Source organism: Peribacillus simplex, assembly GCF_030123325.1.
Classification (GTDB): domain Bacteria; phylum Bacillota; class Bacilli; order Bacillales; family DSM-1321; genus Peribacillus; species Peribacillus simplex_D.
The window spans coordinates 79193-97500 of sequence record NZ_CP126106.1 but is presented as its reverse complement, the minus strand read 5'-3'; the positions used below and the strand labels follow the sequence as shown (position 1 = coordinate 97500).

Below are 18308 nucleotides of genomic sequence, written 5' to 3'. Positions count from 1 at the left end.
TCGCCACTGGTGTTCCTCCAAATCTCTACGCATTTCACCGCTACACTTGGAATTCCACTTTCCTCTTCTGCACTCAAGTTCCCCAGTTTCCAATGACCCTCCACGGTTGAGCCGTGGGCTTTCACATCAGACTTAAGGAACCACCTGCGCGCGCTTTACGCCCAATAATTCCGGACAACGCTTGCCACCTACGTATTACCGCGGCTGCTGGCACGTAGTTAGCCGTGGCTTTCTGGTTAGGTACCGTCAAGGTACCAGCAGTTACTCTGGTACTTGTTCTTCCCTAACAACAGAACTTTACGACCCGAAGGCCTTCTTCGTTCACGCGGCGTTGCTCCGTCAGACTTTCGTCCATTGCGGAAGATTCCCTACTGCTGCCTCCCGTAGGAGTCTGGGCCGTGTCTCAGTCCCAGTGTGGCCGATCACCCTCTCAGGTCGGCTACGCATCGTCGCCTTGGTGAGCCATTACCTCACCAACTAGCTAATGCGCCGCGGGCCCATCTATAAGTGACAGCGTAAACCGTCTTTCCATCTTCTCTCATGCGAGAAAAGAACGTATCCGGTATTAGCTCCGGTTTCCCGAAGTTATCCCAGTCTTATAGGCAGGTTGCCCACGTGTTACTCACCCGTCCGCCGCTAATCTCAGGGAGCAAGCTCCCGTCGATTCGCTCGACTTGCATGTATTAGGCACGCCGCCAGCGTTCGTCCTGAGCCAGGATCAAACTCTCCGAAGAAATGTTTGACTTGCTCATTTGCTTTTTGATAGTGTGTGCTCACTTAAAATTTAACGTTGGCGCTTTGTTTTGTTCAGTTTTCAAAGAGCAATTTGACTCTTCGTAAAGAATCAACTTTCATATCATATCAAAGCCAAAAGGGCTTGTCAAGTTTTTTTGGTGGAGCCTAGCGGGATCGAACCGCTGACCTCCTGCGTGCAAGGCAGGCGCTCTCCCAGCTGAGCTAAGGCCCCAAAAAAAAATCATGGTCGGGAAGACAGGATTCGAACCTGCGACCCCTTGGTCCCAAACCAAGTGCTCTACCAAGCTGAGCTACTTCCCGATAAAAATATGGTGCGCCCGGCGGGAGTCGAACCTACAACCTTCTGATTCGTAGTCAGATGCTCTATCCAATTGAGCTACGGGCGCATATTAAGATGAAGATGGTGCCGAGGACCGGAATCGAACCGGTACGGTAGTCACCTACCGCAGGATTTTAAGTCCTGTGCGTCTGCCAGTTCCGCCACCCCGGCATAAATAAATAGTGGAGCGGAAGACGGGATTCGAACCCGCGACCCCAACCTTGGCAAGGTTGTATTCTACCACTGAACTACTTCCGCGAACATGCGGGTGAAGGGACTTGAACCCCCACGCCTTGCGGCGCCAGATCCTAAGTCTGGTGCGTCTGCCAATTCCGCCACACCCGCATAATAAAATGGTGAGCCATGAAGGATTCGAACCTTCGACCCTCTGATTAAAAGTCAGATGCTCTACCAACTGAGCTAATGGCTCATATAAACTATTTATATATGCTATATCAAGCTTGTATGAAAATGGTGCCGGCAAGAGGACTTGAACCCCCAACCTACTGATTACAAGTCAGTTGCTCTACCAGTTGAGCTACACCGGCAAGTGTAAAAATGGTGGAGGATGACGGGATCGAACCGCCGACCCTCTGCTTGTAAGGCAGATGCTCTCCCAGCTGAGCTAATCCTCCATATATAACTGCTTGGCGGCGTCCTACTCTCACAGGGGGAAACCCCCAACTACCATCGGCGCTGAAGAGCTTAACTGCCGTGTTCGGAATGGGAACGGGTGTGACCTCTTCGCTATCGCCACCAAACATGTAAGGAACGTTGTTCCTTCAAAACTAGATAATAAGAAGGTATTTCATTTTTTTAAAAGCGTTGGTTAAGTCCTCGATCTATTAGTATCAGTCAGCTCCACATGTCACCATGCTTCCACCTCTGACCTATCAACCTGATCATCTTTCAGGGATCTTACTAGCTTGCGCCATGGGAAATCTCATCTTGAGGGGGGCTTCATGCTTAGATGCTTTCAGCACTTATCCCGTCCGCACGTAGCTACCCAGCTATGCCTTTGGCAAGACAACTGGTACACCAGCGGTGCGTCCATCCCGGTCCTCTCGTACTAAGGACAGCTCCTCTCAAATTTCCTGCGCCCGCGACGGATAGGGACCGAACTGTCTCACGACGTTCTGAACCCAGCTCGCGTACCGCTTTAATGGGCGAACAGCCCAACCCTTGGGACCGACTACAGCCCCAGGATGCGATGAGCCGACATCGAGGTGCCAAACCTCCCCGTCGATGTGGACTCTTGGGGGAGATAAGCCTGTTATCCCCGGGGTAGCTTTTATCCGTTGAGCGATGGCCCTTCCATGCGGAACCACCGGATCACTAAGCCCGACTTTCGTCCCTGCTCGACTTGTAGGTCTCGCAGTCAAGCTCCCTTGTGCCTTTACACTCTACGAATGATTTCCAACCATTCTGAGGGAACCTTTGGGCGCCTCCGTTACTCTTTAGGAGGCGACCGCCCCAGTCAAACTGCCCACCTGACACTGTCTCCCACCCCGATGAGGGGCGCGGGTTAGAATTTCAATACAGCCAGGGTAGTATCCCACCAACGCCTCCACCGAAGCTGGCGCTCCGGCTTCTCAGGCTCCTACCTATCCTGTACAAGCTGTACCAAAATTCAATATCAGGCTGCAGTAAAGCTCCACGGGGTCTTTCCGTCCTGTCGCGGGTAACCTGCATCTTCACAGGTACTATAATTTCACCGAGTCTCTCGTTGAGACAGTGCCCAGATCGTTACACCTTTCGTGCGGGTCGGAACTTACCCGACAAGGAATTTCGCTACCTTAGGACCGTTATAGTTACGGCCGCCGTTTACTGGGGCTTCGGTTCAAAGCTTCGCTTGCGCTAACCTCTCCCCTTAACCTTCCAGCACCGGGCAGGTGTCAGCCCCTATACTTCGCCTTGCGGCTTCGCAGAGACCTGTGTTTTTGCTAAACAGTCGCCTGGGCCTATTCACTGCGGCTTTTCTGGGCTATTCACCCTAAAAAGCACCCCTTCTCCCGAAGTTACGGGGTCATTTTGCCGAGTTCCTTAACGAGAGTTCTCTCGCACACCTTAGGATTCTCTCCTCGCCTACCTGTGTCGGTTTGCGGTACGGGCACCTTACATCTCACTAGAGGCTTTTCTTGGCAGCGTGGAATCAGGAACTTCGGTACTATATTTCCCTCGCCATCACAGCTCCGCCTTAATGGAAACGGGATTTGCCTCGTTTCCGGCCTAACTGCTTGGACGCGCATATCCAACAGCGCGCTTACCCTATCCTTCTGCGTCCCCCCATCGTTCAAACGATGTATAGGTGGTACAGGAATATCAACCTGTTGTCCATCGCCTACGCCTTTCGGCCTCGGCTTAGGTCCCGACTAACCCTGAGCGGACGAGCCTTCCTCAGGAAACCTTAGGCATTCGGTGGAAGGGATTCTCACCCTTCTTTCGCTACTCATACCGGCATTCTCACTTCTAAGCGCTCCACCAGTCCTTCCGGTCTGACTTCAACGCCCTTAGAACGCTCTCCTACCATCGACACCAATGGTGTCAATCCACAGCTTCGGTGATACGTTTAGCCCCGGTACATTTTCGGCGCGGAGTCACTCGACCAGTGAGCTATTACGCACTCTTTAAATGGTGGCTGCTTCTAAGCCAACATCCTGGTTGTCTAAGCAACTCCACATCCTTTTCCACTTAACGTATACTTTGGGACCTTAGCTGGTGGTCTGGGCTGTTTCCCTTTCGACTACGGATCTTATCACTCGCAGTCTGACTCCCAAGAATAAGTATTTGGCATTCGGAGTTTGACTGAATTCGGTAACCCGTTGGGGGCCCCTAGTCCAATCAGTGCTCTACCTCCAATACTCTCATCTTGAGGCTAGCCCTAAAGCTATTTCGGAGAGAACCAGCTATCTCCAGGTTCGATTGGAATTTCTCCGCTACCCACACCTCATCCCCGCACTTTTCAACGTGCGTGGGTTCGGGCCTCCATTCAGTGTTACCTGAACTTCACCCTGGACATGGGTAGATCACCTGGTTTCGGGTCTACGACCTCATACTCATTCGCCCTATTCAGACTCGCTTTCGCTGCGGCTCCGTCTCATCAACTTAACCTCGCATGAAATCGTAACTCGCCGGTTCATTCTACAAAAGGCACGCCATTACCCATTAACGGGCTTTGACTACTTGTAGGCACACGGTTTCAGGATCTATTTCACTCCCCTTCCGGGGTGCTTTTCACCTTTCCCTCACGGTACTGGTTCACTATCGGTCACTAGGGAGTATTTAGCCTTGGGAGATGGTCCTCCCTGCTTCCGACGGGATTTCTCGTGTCCCGCCGTACTCAGGATCCACTCAGGAGGGAACGAAGTTTCAACTACAGGGTTTTTACCTTCTTCGACGGACCTTTCCAGATCGCTTCGTTTACCCCGTTCCTTTGTAACTCCATGTTGAGTGTCCTACAACCCCAAGAGGCAAGCCTCTTGGTTTGGGCTAATTCCGTTTCGCTCGCCGCTACTCAGGAAATCGCGTTTGCTTTCTCTTCCTCCGGGTACTTAGATGTTTCAGTTCCCCGGGTCTGCCTTCAGTACCCTATGTATTCAGGTAAAGATACTGTTCCATTACGAACAGTGGGTTTCCCCATTCGGAAATCTCCGGATCAAAGCTTACTTACAGCTCCCCGAAGCATATCGGTGTTAGTCCCGTCCTTCATCGGCTCCTAGTGCCAAGGCATCCACCGTGCGCCCTTTCTAACTTAACCGTTAAAAAAGATCTTACAGATGCTTTGAAAAAAATTAATTGCCTTCTATCTATTATCTAGTTTTCAAGGAACAAAGCAGAAAGAATTCCATCACATCGTGATGCTTGTCTTTCCTATTTGAATGAATTACTCATTCAAAACTGAACAAAACAAAAGCGCACTCGTAATTATCCTTAGAAAGGAGGTGATCCAGCCGCACCTTCCGATACGGCTACCTTGTTACGACTTCACCCCAATCATCTGTCCCACCTTAGGCGGCTGGCTCCATGAAGGTTACCTCACCGACTTCGGGTGTTACAAACTCTCGTGGTGTGACGGGCGGTGTGTACAAGGCCCGGGAACGTATTCACCGCGGCATGCTGATCCGCGATTACTAGCGATTCCGGCTTCATGCAGGCGAGTTGCAGCCTGCAATCCGAACTGAGAATGGCTTTATGGGATTCGCTTACCTTCGCAGGTTTGCAGCCCTTTGTACCATCCATTGTAGCACGTGTGTAGCCCAGGTCATAAGGGGCATGATGATTTGACGTCATCCCCACCTTCCTCCGGTTTGTCACCGGCAGTCACCTTAGAGTGCCCAACTGAATGCTGGCAACTAAGATCAAGGGTTGCGCTCGTTGCGGGACTTAACCCAACATCTCACGACACGAGCTGACGACAACCATGCACCACCTGTCACTCTGTCCCCCGAAGGGGAAAGCCCTATCTCTAGGGTTGTCAGAGGATGTCAAGACCTGGTAAGGTTCTTCGCGTTGCTTCGAATTAAACCACATGCTCCACCGCTTGTGCGGGCCCCCGTCAATTCCTTTGAGTTTCAGCCTTGCGGCCGTACTCCCCAGGCGGAGTGCTTAATGCGTTAGCTGCAGCACTAAAGGGCGGAAACCCTCTAACACTTAGCACTCATCGTTTACGGCGTGGACTACCAGGGTATCTAATCCTGTTTGCTCCCCACGCTTTCGCGCCTCAGTGTCAGTTACAGACCAGAAAGTCGCCTTCGCCACTGGTGTTCCTCCAAATCTCTACGCATTTCACCGCTACACTTGGAATTCCACTTTCCTCTTCTGCACTCAAGTTCCCCAGTTTCCAATGACCCTCCACGGTTGAGCCGTGGGCTTTCACATCAGACTTAAGGAACCACCTGCGCGCGCTTTACGCCCAATAATTCCGGACAACGCTTGCCACCTACGTATTACCGCGGCTGCTGGCACGTAGTTAGCCGTGGCTTTCTGGTTAGGTACCGTCAAGGTACCAGCAGTTACTCTGGTACTTGTTCTTCCCTAACAACAGAACTTTACGACCCGAAGGCCTTCTTCGTTCACGCGGCGTTGCTCCGTCAGACTTTCGTCCATTGCGGAAGATTCCCTACTGCTGCCTCCCGTAGGAGTCTGGGCCGTGTCTCAGTCCCAGTGTGGCCGATCACCCTCTCAGGTCGGCTACGCATCGTCGCCTTGGTGAGCCATTACCTCACCAACTAGCTAATGCGCCGCGGGCCCATCTATAAGTGACAGCGTAAACCGTCTTTCCATCTTCTCTCATGCGAGAAAAGAACGTATCCGGTATTAGCTCCGGTTTCCCGAAGTTATCCCAGTCTTATAGGCAGGTTGCCCACGTGTTACTCACCCGTCCGCCGCTAATCTCAGGGAGCAAGCTCCCGTCGATTCGCTCGACTTGCATGTATTAGGCACGCCGCCAGCGTTCGTCCTGAGCCAGGATCAAACTCTCCGAAGAAATGTTTGACTTGCTCATTTGCTTTTTGATAGTGTGTGCTCACTTAAAATTTAACGTTGGCGCTTTGTTTTGTTCAGTTTTCAAAGAGCAATATCTTTCGGAACAGCTTATTTATAATAACACTTTCATCACTGTGAGTCAACAACTTTTTTAAAACTTTTTAAAAGTTTGTAATCTGTTTGCAACTCGTTCGTAACGACAGATATAAATATAACATCATTACGTTAACTGCGCAATACCTTTTTAAAAGTTTTTTTGAGATAATGTTGTTTTTCTTTCAAGCCCTAGAATCCATTCTATTAAAAGGCATGAAATTATAATAAAAAAACAAAAACCGAATGGGACATACCAGGATCATGAGCTATGCCCAATGATCCCAGCCATCCGAATTCGGCCTGCAATCAATATTCAATTTGCCTATTAGCGATGTCTCATCAACGGGAATAACAGGACGTCACGTATAGACGGAGAATTGGTCAATAGCATAACCAAACGGTCAACACCAATTCCAAGTCCGCCAGTTGGCGGCATTCCATATTCTAACGCCTCCAAGAAATCTTCATCCATTTCATGGGCCTCATCATTACCTTGCTCCCGTTCTTTCAATTGAGCTTCAAAGCGTTGACGTTGATCAATAGGGTCATTTAGTTCCGTGAAGGCATTTGCATGCTCCCTACCCACAATGAATAACTCAAAACGATCTGTGAAACGGGAATCTTCCGGATTTTTCTTTGCTAAAGGAGAGATTTCCACTGGATGGCCATAGATGAATGTAGGTTGAATTAACTTATCTTCAACCTTCTGTTCAAAAAATTCATTTACGATATGCCCGAATTCCATGGATTCCTTAACTTCAATCCCATTTTCTTTAGCAAGCTGCTGGGCTTCTTCTTTACTCATTTGAGTCCAGAAGTCCACACCAGTATATTCTTTTACAGCATCAACCATGTGAAGTCGTTTCCATTCCGGTTTTAACTCTATCTCATACTCGCCATACTGGATGGTAGTCGTGCCCAGAACTTCTTGAGCGATATGGGCAATCAGGTTTTCCGTTAAACTCATGATATCTTGGTAATCCGCATATGCCTCGTATAATTCGATCAATGTGAATTCAGGATTGTGTCTTGTGGATACTCCTTCATTTCTGAAAACACGGCCAATTTCATAAACTTTCTCCAATCCGCCGACGATTAAGCGTTTTAGATGAAGCTCGATGGCAATCCTTAAATTCAATGGCATATCCAGGGCATTATGGTGAGTAAGGAAAGGACGTGCTGCAGCTCCACCAGCAACAGAGTGCAGTAGAGGCGTTTCCACTTCCAGGTATCCATGATCGTCCAAATACCGTCTCATTGCTTGTACAATGCGACTGCGCATGATCAATGTGTTTTTGCTTTCCTCATTTGTGATTAAATCGACATAACGCTTCCGGTAACGCTCTTCAACATCCTTTAGGCCATGAAATTTATCAGGCAACGGGCGAAGCGCTTTAGCAAGGAACACATATTCTTTAGCTTTAATGGAAAGTTCCCCGACTTTCGTTTTGAAAATGACGCCAGTTACCCCTACGATATCGCCAAGATCCGTTTGGTTGAAAATTTGGTAAGAATCTTCACCAATGTTATCTAAACGGACGTAGATTTGGATTTGACCGCTAATATCCTGGATATGGGCAAATCCCGCTTTCCCTTTTCCACGCTTCGTCATGACACGGCCAGCGATCGTAACTTCAATTTCTTTTTCTTCAAGATCTTCTTTTTCTAATTCACCATAAGCACTGACTATCTCCTGAGTGTTATGGGTGCGCTCGAATCTGCTCCCGAAAGGGTCTTGTCCATTATCCATCATGGCCTGCATTTTATCGCGCCTTACCTGCAGTTGGTCATTCAATTCTTCATGACTCACGAAAATCATCTCCATCTTTATTAATAAATGCATTATATAATTAATCAGAAATTCTTTTGCATACATATTTATTCTTACATAAAGTAAAGGAATTCAACAGCTTTTTATCTTAAAACATTGATTATGTACATATAAAAACTGCCAGGATTACTGGCAGTTTAAGATAAGCGTATTATAGGAAAATAGGAAGGTAATGTCAAACATCAGACCATTTGGATATTTTGTTGCTTCGCTTCTATATCATCAACAAGTCCATATAGAAGGCTAACAACATCTTCCCTTGTTTCACAAACATTAATTCCTTTGCGAGCATTAGCATTCCCTTTAACACCTTTTAGATACCAAGAAGCATGCTTACGCATTTCACGAACAGCGACATTTTCATTTTTCAACGCAATTAGACGATCCATATGAAGCACGCAAACGTCCATCTTTTCACGAACAGAAGGTTCATCCATCAGTTGACCGGTTTCTAGATATTTTACAGTCCGGTAAATCATCCACGGGTTACCTAGAGCTGCACGGCCGATCATGACTCCATCAACACCCGTTTCCTTCAGCATTCTTTCGGCATCCTCTGGAGTTTCCACATCACCGTTACCGATAAGGGGAATATTAATTGATTTCTTCACTTCACGGATGATGTCCCAGTTAGCTTTTCCTTCATACATTTGAACTCGTGTTCTGCCATGCATGGAAACAGCTTTACCACCTGCGCGTTCAACAGCCTGGGCATTTTGAATCGCAAAAACGTGCTCATCATCCCAGCCTATGCGCATTTTCACCGTTACCGGCTTTTCAACAGCATCAACCACCGCTGAAACCATTTCATAAATTTTGTTTGGATCGAGAAGCCACTTCGCACCCGCATCACATTTCGTGATTTTTGGGACTGGGCAGCCCATATTGATATCAATGATGTCAGCATTTGTATTTTTATCTACAAATTGTGCTGCTTCGACCAAAGATTTCTTTTCACCGCCAAAGATTTGCAAACTTAACGGCTTTTCTCTTTCATCTATATAAAGCATATTCATCGTTCTAGCATTTTGTAAAACGATTCCCTTGTCACTGACCATCTCCGCACAAACAAGGCCAGCACCAAATTCCTTGACGGTCAAGCGGAATGCCGAGTTACAGACTCCCGCCATCGGTGCTAGCACTACCGGATTCTTCATTTCTATATTGCCTATTTTTAACACGGTGTGCCTCCTATAACATTCTTTCATTTATCCTCAGGTGGCTGAAGCTCCTCAATGGAAACATGAAGAACTTCCGCCACTTCCAGTAAAAATGCCTCTGAAGGGTTGCGGTTCCCTCGTTCGACTTCTCCCAACAAGGAAACGGAAACGCCTATTTCTTTCGCAAACCCTTCCTGGGTATAACCCTTTAACTTTCGAAAAGCGCGAATACGCCTTCCCCATTTTTCACCTTCCATAATCGAACTCCTTCTTTATCCGAAATCTGTTCAAGCAGGTCGCTCAAAGGTGCATGAATTTGCGGAAGTGATATATCAGGGTCCACTTCCATTAAAGGCACGATAACAAAAGCCCTCTCGTGCATACGAGGGTGCGGGACTGAAAGAATCTCTGTCTCAATATTTTCATGATTATATAACAAAATGTCAAGGTCTAAAGTACGGGGACCCCACCGAATTTCCCTTTTTCTCCCTAATTCTTGTTCGATTTTCATACAAGCGTGAAGTAGTTTTTCAGGTTCTAAATCGGTTTTCACTTTAAGGACAGCATTTAAAAAACAGTCCTGAGCTTCAAATCCCACCGGGTCCGTTTCATATAAAGAAGAGCATGCAACCAACTTGATATGCGGATTTTCAGACAATAATTGGAAAGCCCTTTGGAAAGTTTCAAGGCGATCACCTAAGTTCGACCCTATCGAAAGGTAAGCAACATTTACCACAATCAGCGACCCCTTACAATCTCTATGGCAACCGAATCATAGTGGCCTGCTATTGGAGGATCTGGTTTATAGACCTTCACGGTGCATGTCTCGATGGAAGAATATTTATTAAGCAGTTCAGAGGCAATTTTTTCAGCAACAGCTTCCACTAACTTAAAAGGTTCTCCCTCGACAACACTTTTACACAATTCATATAACTCACCATAGTTGATCGAGTCTTCAAGGTTGTCACTCTTCCCAGCCTTGGCTAAATCAGTCTGGACGATCAAATCCACTTTAAACCGCTGGCCAAGCTTCGTTTCTTCCGGAAAAACTCCATGATAACCGTAAAACTCCATTTTATTCACATATATCTTATCCATTTCATTCACCTTTTCCTAATAGAGCATCCATCATCTTTGCAGTCCGTGCCATTTCCTTCACATCATGTACACGAACCATTTGACAGCCTTGTTGAATACCATGGCAGACCGTGGCGGCTGTCCCTTCCATCCTCTCATCAGGTGGCAGGTCCAGAACATGTCCAATCATGGACTTTCTTGATGTGGCTAGCAGTACGGGATATCCTAATGATACCAGCTTATCAAGATTCCTCATCATTTCCAAATTTAACTTTAAGTCTTTCGCAAAGCCAATTCCCGGATCGAGAATGATGTTTTCATCCTTGACTCCTGCATCCTTTACCAACATGATGCTTTCGAATAAATCTTGAAGTACATCCCGAACAAAGTGTCCATAACTCATATTATCCCTGTTATGCATCAAGATAATCGGCACCTTATATTCCGCAGCAACTTTTGACATCAAGGAATCGGCCTTACCTCCCCAAATGTCATTTAATATATGTGCTCCTGCTTTAACAGCCGCTTCGGCTACTCTTGATTTATATGTATCGACCGATATTGGTACCTCAATATTACGGGATATGGCTTCAATAATCGGGGCGACCCTCTCTATTTCCTCTTCATCCGATATCCTCTCATAGTTAGGACGGGTGGACTCCCCGCCTACATCCAATATATCCGCTCCGTCGTTGACCATCCGTTCGGCATGCTTCAAAGCGGCATCTATCCGATTATATTTCCCGCCATCCGAAAAGGAGTCTGGCGTAACATTCAAAATCCCCATAATTAAGGTTTTATTGCTGTAATCCAAATCAAATGAACCGCATTTTATTTTTGACGCTCCAGCTAATGACATCCAACGTTCTCCTTCACCTAAAGAAATCTATATATACGAGTTTACCCATTTACATAGGCATAGTGCAAGTTCCATGAAGATTTGGAACGCTTCTGCAGACTTTACTACAAAAAGAAAAGCAAAGCCCCTAAGGAACTTCGCTTCTAATCTTTAGCGTCTTGTCTTACTCAAAGTTATATAATGGCGTACTTAAGTAGCGTTCACCATTACTTGGTATGATGGCAAGTACCTTTTTGCCTTTACCCAGTTTGTCTGCCACTTTAATGGCAGCTGCAATTGCTCCACCAGAGGAAATTCCACCGAGGATTCCTTCCTCTTTTGCTGCACGGCGGGCATAATCAAACGATTCCTCTGTATTGACTTGAATGATTTCGTCATAGAGATCTGTATTCAAGATACTCGGGACGAAGCCTGCACCGATTCCTTGGATTTTATGAGGTCCTGGAGTTCCACCCGATAATACCGGAGAGTCCGCAGGCTCAACAGCGTAAATCTTAATGTCAGGGTATTTTTCACGCAGGACTTCACCAGCACCCGTTATGGTTCCGCCAGTACCGATTCCGGCAACGAATGCATCCAGACCTTCATCACCAAAGGCTTCAACGATTTCAGGTCCTGTAGTATTCCGATGAACTTCAGGGTTGGCTACATTCTCGAATTGCTGTGGAATGAAGTAACCTTTTTCTTTAGACAGCTCCGTCGCCTTTGCGATTGCACCCTTCATTCCTTCAGGCCCGGGAGTAAGGACTAATTCTGCGCCATAAGCACGAAGCAAGTTACGGCGTTCCAAACTCATCGTCTCCGGCATAACCAGAATTGATTTATAGCCCTTTGCCGCAGCTACCATCGCAAGTCCTATTCCAGTATTTCCGCTTGTAGGTTCAATGATCGTATCACCTGGCTTAAGGGTACCATTTTTTTCTGCCGCTTCGATCATCGCAAGGGCGATACGGTCTTTTACACTACTGCCTGGGTTAAAATACTCAAGTTTCAGATAAATATCTGCACTGTTTTCATTTTGAAGCTTGTTTAACTTCACAATAGGCGTCTGTCCAATTAGATCGATTACAGAATTAGCTATACGTGCCATTTTCTCCACTCCTTATCATTTCAAATACCGAGTATGTTTATTGGTTTTATAAATTTAAAGTTACCAGTTTTTATGGTTCATTGTCAATGATTATATACTATATTCTAAATTTTCTCACACAACCATTGACCTACTTTTGTTCTTTCGATCCATAAAACCATTCTACATCAAATTCGTCCCAGAAAATTTTCCCTGAGACCGGTGCCTGAATCTGTTCAAGAGCTATTTGACGGTGAATCTTGTCTTTAACTTCTTCATATTCATACTGCTTGCCCTCTATTCTTTCATGCAGATAGATGACGGCCCAGCCTTCTTCCGTTTGAATCGGATCACTCCACTTTTTTACCTTCAATTTCTCGGCAGCGGTAATGTACTCCTTAGAGACTTGCTCGTTATCCTGCGATATATAACCCATGTCCCCTCCTTGATTGGCAGTGAATTCATCAAGGGACTTTTCCATCGCCAAGACATCAAAGGAGACTCCTTTCTTCAGTTCACGTACGATTTGATCCGCTTGCTTTTTTGTAGACGAGGTAATATGGGAAATATGGAAAGCAGTAGGGATTCTGTAGATATCCTTATTATTATCATAATGATTCCGCATTGCCGTTTCGGAGACCGAAACGTCCTTGGTGAGGAGCTTCTCGAGGAGGAGACTCGACTGAATTTCCTGCCTCAGTTGATCGTTACTTTTATTAAGGTTCTGACCGGCAGTCCCATACATCGTTTTCATCATTTTAAGTTCCCGATCAAGCTCTTCATCCGAAATTTTCACTTTGTATTTTTCAGCTGCCTGTTTCACGACCTCTTTATCGACCATTTCCTCAAGTACATCTTCCCCATATCTTTTTTCAAGCTCATTAATCCATGCGTCCCGGGAAATATCCTTGGATCCAACCTTTGCGGCCGTTTCTTCCCCGATGACGGATTTTGAAATGATTAATGGTTTTATGACAAAGATAATGATAGTCAATAGGTTCAACAAGGCAAGGGCAGCAATAATCGCCCGAAGCTTTTGTTTTGGCAAACCCTTATCCCCCGTATATTATTTTTTGGCTTCCGCTTCTAGTTCCTCGAGTTCTTCCTTCGAGAATTGGTAGGTCTGATTACAAAAATGACAATGTGCCTCCGCTTGTCCCTCTGTCTCAATGATATCCCTAATCTCAGCTTGCCCCAGGCTAATCAATGCATTTGCAATTCTTTCCCTAGAACATTGACAGGAGAATTGGACATCCATTTTTTCTAGTATATTCACATTGCCCTCGCCTAAAATTTCGGTTAGGATTTCTTCTGGAGTCATGCCGCTTTGAATCATCTTAGAAACAGGCGTTATCGTGCTTAGTCGATTTTCGATTTTTGAAATCGTATCTTCGGATGTACCAGGCATCAACTGGATGATGAATCCACCCGCTGCAAGGATTGAATTATCCGGATTCACCAGGACCCCAACCCCCACAGATGAAGGCACCTGTTCGGAAGTAACAAAGTAATAAGTGAAATCTTCACCTAATTCTCCCGATACAAGCGGTACCTGACCTGAAAAGTAATCACGAAGACCGATATCTTTGATAACAGTCAACAATCCATCTGTACCCACCGCTTTCCTTACATCCAGCTTTCCTTGCTCATTCAAATCAAAGTGGGTTTGCGGGTGAGTCACATATCCGCGGACTTCCCCCTTTGCATTGCTGTCGACCAGGATGGAACCAATCGGTCCACCGCCCTCGATTTTAATCGTCAGCTTTTCTTCACCTTTTAACATTCCGCCCATCATAACGCCTGCCGTCATCGCCCGTCCAAGGGCAGCTGAAGCAGTAGGCCATGTATAATGGCGCCGCTGGGCTTCACCTACCGTGTCTGTTGTTGAAACAGCATATGCCCGAACCTGTCCTTCATAACCTAATGCCTTTATTAGATAATCCTTCATTTATTTTGCTCCTTTCATGCTTTTTGTTACTTCTTCACTTGCTCACGATTACGTTTATAGATCAACTGCAACCCCTTCAAGGTCAAAAATGGCTCCACTACGTCAATCACAGTAGACTCATTGGCAATTAAGGTAGCCAATCCACCCGTTGCTATTACCGTTGGTTCTAAATTACTTTGCGCCTTAATTCGATTAACGATTCCTTCTACCTGTCCAACATACCCATACAAAATACCAGACTGCATGGCGGACACCGTATTTTTCCCAATAATCCCTTCTGGCCGGCTGATTTCTATTCTTGGAAGTTTGGCCGCCTTTGAATAAAGTGCCTCAGTAGAAATATTTATCCCTGGAGCAATGGCTCCGCCCATGTACTGTTTATCCTCATTTATATAGCAATATGTAGTTGCCGTGCCAAAGTCCACGATAATGAGAGGGCTTCCATATTCCTGAATGCCTGCAACGGCATTCACGATTCGGTCCGCACCCACCTCACGCGGATTTTCGTATTTAATATTCAAGCCAGTTTTTATTCCAGGTCCAACTATAAGCGGTTTAATACCAAAGTATTTTTTGCACATGCGTTCAAGCGCAAACATAATTGGCGGAACTACCGAAGAAATGATGATTCCATCAAATTGATCAAACGAAAGATCTTCATGTTGCAGCAAAGACTTTATGACCATTCCATACTCATCTTCTGTCTTGTGACGGTTAGTCTCAATTCGCCAATGATATTTTAAAATATCTTCATCGTATACGCCTAATACAGTATTCGTATTCCCAACATCCAATACAAAAATCATCGTTTCATCACTCCGGTAAATTATTCTCCAACATCATACCACACTGTTATTTTACCACGCTATTAGTCGCACTTTTCGAAAGGTTCCCCAGAAAATTCATCATAATTAATTCAAGAGTTAAGAAAAGGGTATTTCCGAGGCGGAAATACCCTTTTGAATTCAGTCAACTTAAGACTTTTTATTGTCATCTTCGTTCGGGAAGGAAAGCGGCTGATCTTGAGGAGCACCTTCTTTGATTGGAGGGGTATTCAATCCTTCCTCCGTTATTTCAAGGTCCTCAGGTCCTCTCTTATCCAATGGATCTAATAAGGCCTCTTTTTCTTCCTTCTTCGTATTGATGTTAACCTTGACATTCTCATCAGTGGTTAAATTCCCATTAAGGGCTGTATAATCACGTTCCGGCAATTTACCATTATGGAATAAACTTTTGATTTGTTCAGCATCAAGTGTTTCCACTTCAAGCAGGGTTTTTGCAACCAAATCAAGTTTTTCACGATTTTCAGTAAGAATCGTCTTACATCTTTCGTAAGCTTCCTTGATGATACGTTGAATTTCAAGATCAATTTCATATGCTATTGCATCCGAATAGTTTTGATCATTGTTGAAATCCCGGCCTAGGAAGACCTGACCTTGTGAATTACCGAATTGAAGTGGTCCGAGTTTACTCATGCCATATTCCATAACCATGCTCCGGGCTATGCCCGTTGCACGTTGGAAATCGTTATGCGCACCGGTACTCACTTCTCCGAATGTAACTTCTTCGGCTACACGGCCACCCAATAGCCCTACGATTTTATCTTTAAGCTCAGGTTCCGTCATGAAGAAACGATCTTCTTTCGGCAGCATAACTGCATAACCGCCAGCTTGACCACGAGGGACGATCGTAACTTTATGAACGACCTCGGCATCATCCAGAACCAATCCAATAATGGTATGGCCTGCTTCATGCCACGCCACGATATTTCTTTCCTTTTTGGAAATGACACGGTTTTTCTTGGCAGGTCCAGCGATGACGCGATCCGAAGCTTCATCCAAATCGGACATGTCGATCTTCTTCTTATCTTGACGGGCAGCTACTAGCGCCGCTTCATTCAGTAAGTTTTCAAGATCTGCACCAGAAAATCCTGGAGTACGCTGAGCGATCGCTTTCAAATCGACTGTTTCTGCTAAAGGTTTATTGCGTGCATGCACTTTCAGAACTTCTTCACGGCCCTTAACATCAGGACGGCCTACCGTTATTTGACGGTCAAAACGTCCTGGACGCAATAATGCCGGATCCAATACATCAGCACGGTTAGTCGCGGCGATGATTATGATTCCTTCATTACCACCGAAACCATCCATTTCAACCAATAGTTGGTTCAATGTCTGTTCACGTTCATCGTGACCGCCACCAAGACCTGCGCCACGTTGACGTCCGACTGCATCAATTTCATCGATAAAGATGATACATGGTGCATTCTTCTTAGCATTTTCAAACAGGTCACGAACACGGGATGCACCGACACCCACAAACATTTCAACAAAATCAGAACCACTGATTGAGAAGAAAGGAGTTCCGGCTTCACCAGCCACTGCTCGTGCAAGTAAAGTTTTACCTGTACCAGGAGGTCCAACTAAAAGTACCCCTTTAGGAATACGGGCTCCAAGCTCGGCAAATTTGCGAGGATCTTTCAAGAATTCAACAACCTCGACAAGTTCCTGCTTTTCTTCGTCCGCTCCGGCAACATCATTGAAGCGCACTTTTTTCTTATCATCATTATACAATTTCGCCTTACTTTTCCCGAAGTTCATGACGCGGCCACCACCGCCGCCCTGAGCTTGGTTAAGTAAAAAGAAGAAGAGGATAAAAATGATTACAAATGGAATGATGGAAGTGAAAAATGTCACCCAGCCACTTGTTTTTTCTGGAGGTTCCACAGTGATGATGTCCTTATCCAACTTGGTTACGGCATCATTGATTCTACTTTGAGAATATTCACTGAAAGGCACGTACGTCACAAAGAATTTGTTTTCCTCATAACCTTTGAGCTTTCCTGTGATTTCAAATACACTGCTTTCGGGCTGCATCGTCAGTGCAGTAACATCCCCATTCTCCAAATGCTTATAGAATTCATCTTGGGTCATTTTCTCCGTTGGTTCATTGTTATTATTAAAAATGCTTACAATCCCAATGATGACCAAAAAGATCAGTAAATAAAATATGGTATTACGGAAGATCCGATTCATCCCTTACCTCCTCCCACGGGTAAACAAACTATAGTAAATACTATCATACAAAATTAATGAATTACAATAATTTAACACCGCTGTTTTTATCTGGTCTTCTCTTTCAAACAGGTACGATTAATTCGAGTAAATTTCAGGCTTCAATATGCCAATATACGGGAGATTACGATACTTTTCGGCAAAATCAAGACCATATCCGACAACAAATGCATCCGGAACGATGAACCCGGCATAATCCGGAGTGATATCCGCTTTCCTGCCTGTTGGTTTATCCAATAAGGTAACGATTTTAATTGATTTTGCTTTTCGATAACGGAAAAGTTCCGCAAGATAGCTAAGAGTCAAACCGCTGTCGATAATATCTTCGATGATTAAAATATCCCGGCCTTCAACCGATGTATCAAGATCTTTGATGATTTTCACTTCACCGGAAGATACAGTGGAGTTACCATAGCTTGAAACATCCATAAAATCCATTTCAAGATGTGTATCCACACGTTTCAGTAGATCTGACATAAATGGCATGGCGCCTTTCAGCACTCCGATGGCCAACGGGAACTTACCTTGGTAATCAGCTTCAAGCTGCGCACCCAATTCCCTGATTTTTTTTTGAAGTTCTTCCTCTGTTATTAAAACCTTTTCAATGTCGTTTTGCATGGTCATTGTAATTAATT

Annotated in this window: 12 protein-coding genes, 9 tRNA genes and 4 rRNA genes (1 of these 25 cut by a window edge); all 25 read right to left on the bottom strand. The window is 45.5% G+C overall.

The window, feature by feature from the left end; all coding sequences use genetic code 11:
- Positions 1 to 734, bottom strand: a 16S ribosomal RNA gene (locus tag QNH43_RS00535); it reaches 817 nt to the left of the window's first position.
- Positions 735 to 891: 157 nt separating this feature from the next.
- A tRNA-Ala gene (locus QNH43_RS00530) sits at positions 892 to 967 on the bottom strand.
- A gap of 12 nt (positions 968 to 979) precedes the next feature.
- Positions 980 to 1056: transfer RNA gene (locus QNH43_RS00525), tRNA-Pro, on the bottom strand.
- A 9-nt stretch (positions 1057 to 1065) separates the two neighbouring features.
- Positions 1066 to 1142: transfer RNA gene (locus tag QNH43_RS00520), tRNA-Arg, on the bottom strand.
- A 15-nt stretch (positions 1143 to 1157) separates the two neighbouring features.
- Positions 1158 to 1246 (bottom strand) — tRNA-Leu (locus tag QNH43_RS00515).
- Positions 1247 to 1258: 12 nt separating this feature from the next.
- Positions 1259 to 1333, bottom strand: a tRNA-Gly gene (locus QNH43_RS00510).
- A 5-nt stretch (positions 1334 to 1338) separates the two neighbouring features.
- Positions 1339 to 1420, bottom strand: a tRNA-Leu gene (locus tag QNH43_RS00505).
- A 9-nt stretch (positions 1421 to 1429) separates the two neighbouring features.
- Positions 1430 to 1505 (bottom strand) — tRNA-Lys (locus QNH43_RS00500).
- A 42-nt stretch (positions 1506 to 1547) separates the two neighbouring features.
- Positions 1548 to 1623: transfer RNA gene (locus QNH43_RS00495), tRNA-Thr, on the bottom strand.
- A gap of 11 nt (positions 1624 to 1634) precedes the next feature.
- Positions 1635 to 1710, bottom strand: a tRNA-Val gene (locus QNH43_RS00490).
- 10 nt (positions 1711 to 1720) lie between these two features.
- Positions 1721 to 1836, bottom strand: a 5S ribosomal RNA gene (gene rrf, locus QNH43_RS00485).
- Between the two features lie 64 nt (positions 1837 to 1900).
- A 23S ribosomal RNA gene (locus tag QNH43_RS00480) occupies positions 1901 to 4832 on the bottom strand.
- Positions 4833 to 5009: 177 nt separating this feature from the next.
- A 16S ribosomal RNA gene (locus tag QNH43_RS00475) occupies positions 5010 to 6560 on the bottom strand.
- The 16S, 23S and 5S rRNA genes sit together here with 9 tRNA genes alongside, the layout of an rRNA operon.
- 420 nt (positions 6561 to 6980) lie before the next feature.
- A complete protein-coding gene (gene lysS, locus QNH43_RS00470; RefSeq protein WP_214794772.1) occupies positions 6981 to 8480 on the bottom strand; it encodes a lysine--tRNA ligase in 1500 nt (499 codons plus the stop codon).
- A 188-nt stretch (positions 8481 to 8668) separates the two neighbouring features.
- Complete coding sequence (gene dusB, locus QNH43_RS00465) at positions 8669 to 9667, bottom strand: tRNA dihydrouridine synthase DusB (RefSeq protein WP_076372989.1); 999 nt, start codon at positions 9665 to 9667, stop codon at positions 8669 to 8671.
- Positions 9668 to 9690: 23 nt separating this feature from the next.
- On the bottom strand, positions 9691 to 9903 hold the full coding sequence (locus tag QNH43_RS00460) for a helix-turn-helix domain-containing protein (RefSeq protein WP_283916480.1): 213 nt from the start codon (positions 9901 to 9903) through the stop codon (positions 9691 to 9693).
- On the bottom strand, positions 9855 to 10382 hold the full coding sequence (folK, locus tag QNH43_RS00455) for a 2-amino-4-hydroxy-6-hydroxymethyldihydropteridine diphosphokinase (protein WP_283916479.1): 528 nt from the start codon (positions 10380 to 10382) through the stop codon (positions 9855 to 9857). The genes QNH43_RS00460 and folK overlap by 49 nt, the downstream gene beginning before the upstream one ends.
- 2 nt (positions 10383 to 10384) lie before the next feature.
- The gene (gene folB, locus QNH43_RS00450; RefSeq protein ID WP_283916478.1) at positions 10385 to 10744 is read right to left on the bottom strand and encodes a dihydroneopterin aldolase; all 360 of its coding nucleotides are present in this window, start codon (positions 10742 to 10744) and stop codon (positions 10385 to 10387) included.
- 1 nt (position 10745) lies between these two features.
- Positions 10746 to 11582, bottom strand: coding sequence for a dihydropteroate synthase (gene folP, locus QNH43_RS00445; protein WP_283916477.1), 837 nt, complete (start codon positions 11580 to 11582; stop codon positions 10746 to 10748).
- A gap of 163 nt (positions 11583 to 11745) precedes the next feature.
- Positions 11746 to 12672: a cysteine synthase A gene (cysK, locus tag QNH43_RS00440; protein WP_076372979.1), complete on the bottom strand. Its 927-nt coding sequence runs from the start codon at positions 12670 to 12672 to the stop codon at positions 11746 to 11748.
- 130 nt (positions 12673 to 12802) lie between these two features.
- Positions 12803 to 13699 carry a peptidyl-prolyl cis-trans isomerase gene (locus tag QNH43_RS00435; RefSeq protein WP_076372976.1) on the bottom strand — a complete coding sequence of 299 codons (897 nt, stop codon included), beginning with the start codon at positions 13697 to 13699 and terminating at the stop codon, positions 12803 to 12805.
- An 18-nt stretch (positions 13700 to 13717) separates the two neighbouring features.
- Positions 13718 to 14599, bottom strand: a complete 882-nt coding sequence (hslO, locus tag QNH43_RS00430) for an Hsp33 family molecular chaperone HslO (protein WP_283916476.1) — start codon at positions 14597 to 14599, stop codon at positions 13718 to 13720.
- A 26-nt stretch (positions 14600 to 14625) separates the two neighbouring features.
- On the bottom strand, positions 14626 to 15405 hold the full coding sequence (locus tag QNH43_RS00425) for a type III pantothenate kinase (protein WP_076372972.1): 780 nt from the start codon (positions 15403 to 15405) through the stop codon (positions 14626 to 14628).
- Positions 15406 to 15573: 168 nt separating this feature from the next.
- Positions 15574 to 17634, bottom strand: coding sequence for an ATP-dependent zinc metalloprotease FtsH (gene ftsH / locus QNH43_RS00420; RefSeq protein ID WP_283916475.1), 2061 nt, complete (start codon positions 17632 to 17634; stop codon positions 15574 to 15576).
- Between the two features lie 117 nt (positions 17635 to 17751).
- Complete coding sequence (gene hpt, locus QNH43_RS00415) at positions 17752 to 18291, bottom strand: hypoxanthine phosphoribosyltransferase (protein WP_137018539.1); 540 nt, start codon at positions 18289 to 18291, stop codon at positions 17752 to 17754.
- Positions 18292 to 18308: the final 17 nt, after the last annotated feature.

Bases quoted from the DNA above. Each gene is read 5' to 3' on its own strand.
- lysS (WP_214794772.1), bottom strand. From the start codon at position 8,480: ATGGAGATGATTTTCGTGAGTCATGAAGAATTGAATGACCAACTGCAG.
- QNH43_RS00460 (WP_283916480.1), bottom strand. From the start codon at position 9,903: ATGGAAGGTGAAAAATGGGGAAGGCGTATTCGCGCTTTTCGAAAGTTA.
- folB (WP_283916478.1), bottom strand. From the start codon at position 10,744: ATGGATAAGATATATGTGAATAAAATGGAGTTTTACGGTTATCATGGA.
- folP (WP_283916477.1), bottom strand. From the start codon at position 11,582: ATGTCATTAGCTGGAGCGTCAAAAATAAAATGCGGTTCATTTGATTTG.
- cysK (WP_076372979.1), bottom strand. From the start codon at position 12,672: ATGGCACGTATAGCTAATTCTGTAATCGATCTAATTGGACAGACGCCT.
- hslO (WP_283916476.1), bottom strand. From the start codon at position 14,599: ATGAAGGATTATCTAATAAAGGCATTAGGTTATGAAGGACAGGTTCGG.
- QNH43_RS00425 (WP_076372972.1), bottom strand. From the start codon at position 15,405: ATGATTTTTGTATTGGATGTTGGGAATACGAATACTGTATTAGGCGTA.
- ftsH (WP_283916475.1), bottom strand. From the start codon at position 17,634: ATGAATCGGATCTTCCGTAATACCATATTTTATTTACTGATCTTTTTG.
- hpt (WP_137018539.1), bottom strand. From the start codon at position 18,291: ATGCAAAACGACATTGAAAAGGTTTTAATAACAGAGGAAGAACTTCAA.